The sequence below is a fragment of the uncultured Senegalimassilia sp. genome (genome assembly GCF_934632265.1).
Classification (GTDB): Bacteria; Actinomycetota; Coriobacteriia; order Coriobacteriales; family Eggerthellaceae; genus Senegalimassilia.
Genome location: NZ_CAKTYH010000128.1, coordinates 1 through 5,476 on the forward strand (window position 1 = coordinate 1; position 5,476 = coordinate 5,476).

A 5,476-nucleotide genomic window follows, 5' to 3' on the forward strand; every position below is an offset into this window, starting at 1 on the left:
GCCTCCCCGTATCCGACGCCCTCCGCGCCGGGAAGCCTGGCGGTGCAAAACCGCCGACGCGCCGGCTTCGAAGCGCGTCGGCGGGCGATGCCCGTTACTCGTCTTCGGTCAAAACGTCGTCCAAGAACGCCTTATCGGTGTTCAGGAACCCATCGGTGAGGTAGGCCAAGCCCTGATACAGGTCGGTTTTCGCGAAACGCTTCATGTCGGCCGTCATCATGGGAACCCACGACAGCAGATGGTCTTCCAGGAAGTTCTTCTGCGTGGTCAGCAGCGCGGCGGCCTCCTCCTCGTCGCCCTTGCGCAGCGCCTCGGCGGCGCGGTTGGCCAGCACCTGCTCGAATTCCAGCTCCAGGGCCACGTGGTCCTCGCCTTCCTTCCAGCTGTTCTTCTTGTCAAGGCCGGCGGAACGGTAGATGGCGAGCACCTCGTCGCGGGCGTCCTGCATGAGCAGGCGCTTCTCGGAGGTGTACACGCTTTCGAACGGGTAGGCGGCGCTGTAGGCGTCCACGCCGTGGCCGATGAACACGCGGGTGTAGTCCACGGCCAGGTCGGTCAGGCTGTTCTCCCAGGTGTTGGACAGGTACTTCGCAAGGCGCAGGTAGCCCTCGTCCACGTCGGCGTTGCCTGTGGAGGCGGGGAAGCGCATGCCGTGCAGCTCGTCAAGCAGTTCCTGGTCGATTTCCACGCGGAACAGGCGGCTGAGCAGGCCGTACGTTGCGGCGCGCTGCTCGATGAGCTTGATCAGCTCGTCTGTGGAAGCCTGCTCTGCGGCGGTGTTGGCGTTCTCGGTCATGGTTAGTCCTCCTTAGAATCGGCCGCGGACCCGTCCACGACATCTGCCAGCATTTCCAGGCCCTGCTTTCCCGTTTCGGTGGTGAACCAGGCCTTGCGCCACTCCAACGCGTCGCATTGCTCCAGCTTGTCCACGAAATGCGGGGCGTACAAGCGGGGCTTTTGCACGAGCGGGTCGTTGTCGACCTTGCCGTTGATAGCGGGCGTGGCGGCGCCGTTCTCGGCTGCGCACAGCGTGAGGATGCGCTTGTAGATGACCGCGTACGCCGCGTCCTCCTCAAGCAGGGCGCGCAGGCGCTCGATCGGTTTGTCGGAATCAAGTTTTGCCTGGCCAGGCTCGGTGATGAGCCAGAACACCTCGACGGGTTCGGCGGCTTCCAGGTACTCCACGCCGTCCACGACCACGGTCTTGGGCTCGTTTTCCGTGTCATCGGCGGGCTGGCCGTTGGCGGTGATGCGCTCGATGGCGCCGGCGCGCTCGAGCAGGTTGCACAGGTTGGCGGCGGTATAAACGCTGAAGTTGTCCTGCTGCAGCTCGTCGACGTGGGTGTTCACGGCCTCGGCGGTTTGCGGCTCTTGCACGAAGGACAGGATGCCCAGCAGCACCTTGCGGCGCGGGGCCATGGATTTGAACAGGTCGTCGATGCGCTCGGCCGGCGTGCGGTTATCGCTTTCGGCCTCGATTTGCTGTGCGGGCGCATCGGTTGCCGAGCTGATGGCGGTGTAATCGCCGCCCTCGTTCTCGTCGTCGTCCGCGCTGGCGTCCTCCAGCGGGTCGAACTCGTCAAGCTCGGAATCAAAGGATAGATCGAAAGTGGAATCAGACATGCTCCGCCCCTCCCAGACATTGCTAACAACAAAACTAGCGCCTGCCTTCTGGCACGACGCTACAGTGCCGGCCCGTAAGACCGACTCCGGGAACTTCACCCCTGAAGCTCCGACTTTTGCAAACAATGTCTGCCGCGCGCATTCGGCGCGCCGGCGGACTCCCCGCGTTGATGATAGGCGCGTCGCGCCGATGATGTCAAGGTTCGATTTCCCGTGTCGCATTATTCGACTTTGGGGATAATCGTGTCTTTGCGCGGTGGGTTTGCAGCGATTTGCCGCGACCCCGAACGGGCGCTCATCGCGCGCAGTCGCCTTGCCGCGCATTGCGGCGGGATGCGTTCGCAAACCCGCGTTTGACAATGCGCGGAGGGTTGCGCCATACTGCGCGGCGGGGTTTGGGGAAGAATGCAAGTGGACGACGGACCCGGCAGCGTGGGGACGTGCGCCGGCCCGCTTTGGTTTGGAGAAAGGAAGCTGAAGCCATGACCGCTTTTATTCGACCCTCTTTGATTCTTCGCATGGACCTGGACGAACGTTTATTCAACGACGAGTGCGTCTCCGACATCAAACGCTCGTACTCCTATGTGGCGCCGTCGCTTGTGCAGGCGCACAAGCCGGTAGACGGGCAGCGCCCGGAGAACGTGATGCGCTTCATGATCAAGCTGCATCGCGCGTACTGGGACAGCTCTGATGAGGCGGCGCAGCAGCTGTGGGAGGGCGTCATGCCCAAGTGGCTGCACAACATGTTCTCGAAGGTGTCCAACACCATCACGGCTGCCAACAACGTCCGTGCCGAAAACGGCCAGCCGGCGTTTTCGTATCACTGGCTTGAGCTGGAGTTCGGCGACGACGCGCTCGTTGCGGTGAAGACGGGCTCCGATTCGTCGTTTCCTGCCGATGCGGTGGACATGGTCGAGCGCGTGCGCGACCTCATGAACGCCGGTGCGCTGGGGCAGGATATCGCCTGCGTGCGCATTCCGTCGCGCGCCAGCTACGAGGCGCAGCTCGCAGCCGCCGAGCAGGCGCAAGCCGAGGCCGCCGCTACCGCCGAGCAAGACGAAACCGCAGGTCAAACGGCTGAGCAGCCGCAGGTAGCCGCGCCTGCCGACACCGCCGAGCTTGATGTCGCCGAGCCTGCCGACGCCGCCGAGCCCGCTGCCGCGCCTGCCGACGCCGTTGCCGACCAGCCCGCCGAGCCCGCCTTCGCCATGCCCGAGCTGCCCGCGTTCGACGTGGACTACGGCACCTGGGGCATCGAGTACGCCGACGGCTCCGTGCGCGAGTTCGACGCAGCTGCCGGTGCGTTTTCGTAGGCGAACGGCTATACTAACCAGTTGCAAGGGGGTAGACGAGAAAGGGGCAGCAATGCCAAGTGCCAAGAATTTCCTCGGTCTGCTCGAAAAACTTCAGAGCGCCGATATCACGGTTCATCAGAACCGTTGCGCCGTCGTGCGCAATCGCAACGCCACGTGCATGAAATGCGCGGAGGTGTGCACGTCGGGCTGCATCTCCTACAACGACAACGAGCTGATCATCTCGCCGGAGAAGTGCATCGGCTGCGGCACGTGCGCTACCGTGTGCCCCACGTGCGCGCTTGAGGCCCATCGCCCCAACGACGCCGAGCTGCTGCATCGCTGCATCCAGGCCATGCGCGCCGCCGACGACGAGGTCGTCATCGCGTGCGAGCAGATCGTGAACGCAGCTGAGGGGCTGCTTGACCTGGAGAAAGTCGTGTCCGTCACGTGCCTTGGGCGCGTGGAGGAAAGCCTGCTGGTCACGTTGGCCGTGGCCGGCGCCAAGCACGTCAGCCTGGTCGAGGGCAAGTGCGCCTCCTGCGAGCACGCCACCGGGTTCCATATGGCCGAGCAGGTGCGCGACACCGCCAACACGCTGCTGGAAACGTGGAACAGCGACATGCGCGTCGACCTGGTGAAGAAGTTCCCGCACCAGGTGCGCCTGGAGGGCAAGTCCAGCTTCGACGCCGGCAAGCGCAGGTTCTTCGCAGAAATGGGCTCCGAGGCGAAAGCCGCCGCCGGCACCACCGCCGACTACGCCGTGAAGGAAACGCTCGGCATCGAGGAGAAGTCCGAATCGCGCTTCCAGAAGGTGATGGACGACGGCACGTTGCCGCACTTCATTCCCGATCGTCGCGAGCTTCTGCTGAACGGCCTGTCCAGCCTGGGCGAGCCGCAGGACGTCATGATCGACACGCGTCTGTGGGGCCACGTCATCATCGACCCGGACAAATGCAGCAGCTGCCAGATGTGCGCGACGTTCTGCCCGACCGGCGCCATCAGCAAGTTCACCGACGAGGACGGCACGTTCGGCGTGGAGCATTTCCCCGGCGATTGCGTGAAATGCCGTTGCTGCACGGACATTTGCCCGCAGCAGGCGCTCACGCTTTCCGACGAGGTATTCGCCGTCGACCTGCTCTCGGGCGCGGTGGAGCGCTATGAGATGAAGCCGCCCGCGCATCCCGTGGGCGACCCGCACCAGATCTGGCACACCATGAAGGACCTGCTCGGATGCGATCAGGTCTACGAGCGCTAAATCTTATCCCATAGCTTCCGCACGCGGGGCCGTCCTACGGGGCGGCCCCGTTCTTTAAGCCCGTTTTCAGGCTGGGCCGTATACTGGTTACCGAAAGAATGCACGCCTGCGCCCTGCGGCGCAGGTTCGAGAACCGACGGAAGGCACACCATGCAGATCCTCATCGTGGAAGACGACGTGCGGCTGGCCCGCGCGCTGGCGCACATCCTGGAGGAGAACGGCTACGGCACCGACGTGGTGCACAACGGCGCCGACGGCCTGGCCTATGCTGAAAGCGGCATCTACGACGTGGTCATCTTGGACGTCATGCTTCCCAAAATGGACGGTTTCACGGTAGTGGCCGAATTGCGCCGCAAGAACGTGAGCACGCCGGTGCTGCTGCTCACTGCGCGCGACGCCGTGCCCGACAAAATCACCGGCTTGGACAGCGGCGCCGACGATTACATGACCAAGCCGTTCAGCCCCGCCGAGCTGCTTGCCCACCTTCGCGCCCTCACGCGCCGCCAAGGCGAGGTGATCTTCGAGAAGCTCGACGCGGGCGACCTTTCGCTGAACCTGGAAAGCTACGACCTGACGTGCGGGCAGAAGACCATCCACCTGTCGTTCAAGGAGTTTTCCCTGGCGAAGGTGCTCATGAGCAACGCGGGCCAGGTGGTGTCGAAGGAGCTGCTCATCGAGCGCGTGTGGGGCGTGGAATCAAGCGCCGAGGACAACAACGTCGAGGCCTATGTCAGCTTCCTGCGCAAGAAGATGCGCTTCTTGGGGTCGCAGGCCTGCATCGAGACCATCCGCAAGGCGGGCTACCGTTTCGCCGCCGACGGCGCCGCGGCCTAAGGCGGCCGCCCTATGCTGAAAAAGCTCCGCATCAAGTTCATAGCGCTGAACATGGCCACCGTCGCCGTCGTGCTGACGGTGGTCTTCACGACCATCTGCGTGGTGAACCATCGGCAAAGCGTCGCCACGGTCGACGCCGCGCTCAACCAGGCCATCGCGCAAGCAGCCGAGCACCAAGGCAAGCAGATGGGGAAAGGCGCGTCCGACGAGGGCCAGCCGGAATCGGCCGACGGCCAGTCCGCGCCCGACGACGGCGGGGCGGGCGACCCGGCTGTCGCCGACGGCCAAGGAGCGTCGGCCCAGGTAGCGGAGCAGGCCGGTGCCGCCGCCGCTTCGGCTGCGGGCCGGGAAGACGCCGGGACCGACGCCCTTGCCGGCTCGGCCGATCAGGAGCTTGCCGTCGCCGATGCCTCCGACGGCGCCGCCGCGCCGCCGACCATCGGCGGGCGTGAGCGCGATGGGGGACAGG

The 5,476-nt window shown here is 64.7% G+C and carries 6 protein-coding genes; 4 read left to right on the forward strand and 2 right to left on the reverse strand.

Annotated elements, in window-relative coordinates:
- Nucleotides 1-94 precede the first annotated feature (94 nt).
- Both Q0H50_RS08260 and Q0H50_RS08265 read right to left on the reverse strand, forming a co-directional pair.
- Entirely contained in the window at nt 95-796 is a 702-nt protein-coding gene (locus Q0H50_RS08260; RefSeq protein WP_294421305.1) for a molecular chaperone, read from the reverse strand.
- Between the two features lie 2 nt (nt 797-798).
- The gene (locus Q0H50_RS08265; protein WP_294421306.1) at nt 799-1,623 is read right to left on the reverse strand and encodes a hypothetical protein; all 825 of its coding nucleotides are present in this window, start codon (nt 1,621-1,623) and stop codon (nt 799-801) included.
- A 482-nt stretch (nt 1,624-2,105) separates the two neighbouring features.
- Between Q0H50_RS08265 and Q0H50_RS08270 the strand changes: the two genes are divergently transcribed.
- The 4 genes from Q0H50_RS08270 to Q0H50_RS08285 all read left to right on the forward strand — a co-directional run.
- Nucleotides 2,106-2,936, forward strand: coding sequence for a hypothetical protein (locus Q0H50_RS08270; protein WP_294421308.1), 831 nt, complete (start codon nt 2,106-2,108; stop codon nt 2,934-2,936).
- Between the two features lie 52 nt (nt 2,937-2,988).
- Nucleotides 2,989-4,173 carry a 4Fe-4S binding protein gene (locus tag Q0H50_RS08275; RefSeq protein ID WP_294421310.1) on the forward strand — a complete coding sequence of 395 codons (1,185 nt, stop codon included), beginning with the start codon at nt 2,989-2,991 and terminating at the stop codon, nt 4,171-4,173.
- A 150-nt stretch (nt 4,174-4,323) separates the two neighbouring features.
- Nucleotides 4,324-5,007 (forward strand): response regulator transcription factor, encoded by a 684-nt coding sequence (locus tag Q0H50_RS08280; RefSeq protein ID WP_294421312.1) that lies wholly within the window; start codon nt 4,324-4,326, stop codon nt 5,005-5,007.
- 12 nt (nt 5,008-5,019) lie between these two features.
- The coding region (locus Q0H50_RS08285; RefSeq protein ID WP_294421316.1) for a hypothetical protein at nt 5,020-5,476 on the forward strand (457 nt) is incomplete at its 3' end.